Source organism: Planktothrix sp. FACHB-1355, assembly GCF_014748295.1.
In the GTDB taxonomy this organism is placed as follows: domain Bacteria; phylum Cyanobacteriota; class Cyanobacteriia; order Cyanobacteriales; family Aerosakkonemataceae; genus Aerosakkonema; species Aerosakkonema funiforme_A.
Window position 1 is genome coordinate 1 of the sequence record NZ_JACJUP010001198.1, and the last position, 2,098, is coordinate 2,098.

At 43.9% G+C, this 2,098-nt stretch carries 1 protein-coding gene; it reads left to right on the top strand.

The features are described from left to right. On the top strand, nucleotides 1-2,098 hold a 2,098-nt coding region (locus H6S82_RS30690; protein ID WP_191057288.1), incomplete at both ends, for a CHASE2 domain-containing protein.

Here is a 2,098-nt window from a genome sequence, read left to right on the forward strand (position 1 = left end):
TGCGGGGACGGGTACAAAACAGCGGCACTATTTCTATTCGCCATATCGACTGGCACGCCAAACTGGTAGAAGTAGAAGCAAATTTTCTGCAACAGTTTCGGATTTGGTTACGGAGTGCTGAATTATACGAAATTCGCAGGCAAATTGTCAGCGGTTATTCGTCATTTGTCATAGATCGAAAGGAAGCACAAAATAAAGTTGACATTTTTTTAACTTGCTCTCCTTTAGAGTTAGCGCGTTTACCGTGGGAAGCTTGGGAAATTGGCAGCGAATTTGCATCTGCTGCTAAGGTTCGCATTTTTCGGACTCCGCTGAATATTCGGACAGAAACAAATGAGGAAAAATATTTGTCGCAGATGCGATCGCACCGTCGCCGCAAAGCGAGGATATTAGCAATTTTAGGAGACGATCGGGGACTGAATTTCGAGCAGGATTTGTCGGCGGTGCGATCGCTCGATCGCATTGCCGAAATAAAGTTTGTCGGTTGGCAACCAGGACGGGAAATTGCACAATTAAAGTCAGAGATTCGAGAAGCGATCGCCGACGAACAAGGTTGGGACATCTTATTTTTTGCCGGACACAGCAACGAGACAAATTTTACTGGGGGAGAAGTAGCGATCGCTCCCGGTGCGTCAATTTTAATTAGCGAAATTGCACCGCAATTAACTATTGCTAAAAAAAGAGGTTTGCAATTTGCTATTTTTAATTCCTGTAGCGGTTTGAGGATTGCCGAATCGCTGATCGATTTGGGATTGAGTCAGGTTGCCGTTATGCGGGAACCTATCCACAACGCAGTCGCACAAGCATTTTTGGTGCAGTTTTTACGAAGTTTGGCCGAATCCAAAGATGTCTGGGAATCTTTACAGGCAGCTTGTGAATATTTCCAAAATGAAAAAAATTATATTTATCCATCTGCTTATCTAATTCCGTCCCTATTTTGTCACCCGGATGCAGTTTTGTTCCGACTCAAACCTCATGGGGTCAGGCAACATCTCAAACAGTTGTTGCCGACAAGACAAGAGACGATCGCTGTTTTGACATTAATTTTACTGAGTTTGCAGTTACCAGTGCAGGGATATTTGTTAGAAAGACGGGTGCTACTACAAGCAATGTATCGCCAATTTACTGGGCAAATTCCCAACACTAAAGCGCCGCCTCCTGTTTTGCTGGTTCAAATCGATCAAAGATCGATTGATGAAGGAAATCTCAATGAATCCAAACCAATGCCTCGCGATTATTTGGCTAAGTTGGTGGATCGGCTTTCGGCTTTAAATGCCAGAGTTATCGGTTTGGATTATCTCTTAGTTCTACCCCGAACTGAGAGCGATCGCAAGCTAAGTCAATCTCTGCGTAAGGCTGTCCAAAAGCAACCATACGGAACTTGGTTTGTATTTGTAGAAACTCAAGACGAAACAGGACAGCGACTCAAAGTTTTGCCTGAAATTGCCAGCCCTAAATGGAGTTTGCAAGGGGATATGGCTATACCTGTTGGCAGCTATATGAAACTCGCACCGGGAGATAATTATTACTCGGATATGTTGCCGTTTTCTTACTTATTAGCGCTAGCTTATCAACTAAATTTTCAGTCATATTTATTATCGACTCAACCCAAATTGGAAAGTGGAGAAGATTTTATCGACCAGATAAAATCCGATTTTAAACATCAGCATCAACGGGAATATACGAGTTTGTTTGCTTCGGCATCGCACCTACAACCGATTACTGCCTTTTCTTACAATTTCGGGCAAACTTGGTTGCATCCGATCCTTGATTTTTCTATTCCTCCAGAACAAGTTTACGAACGCATTCCAGCTTGGCAGTTACTCAAAAATACTACCGATCGTTCGCAGCTAAGTCACCTTCAACAGCAAGCGGTGATGATTGTACCGGGTGGATATTTGAATGCTGGAGTATCGCGGGATGGCGAGGATAATTTTCCTTTGCCTGCTGCGATCGCATACTGGCGCAGACAGAATGATTCGGATAGAAGTCGCATATTTACAGGCGGTGAAATTCATGCTTATATGCTGCATCATCACTTGACTCGAAGCACGATCGTACCTGTACCGGATCTTTGGGCGATCGCGATAGCGGCGTT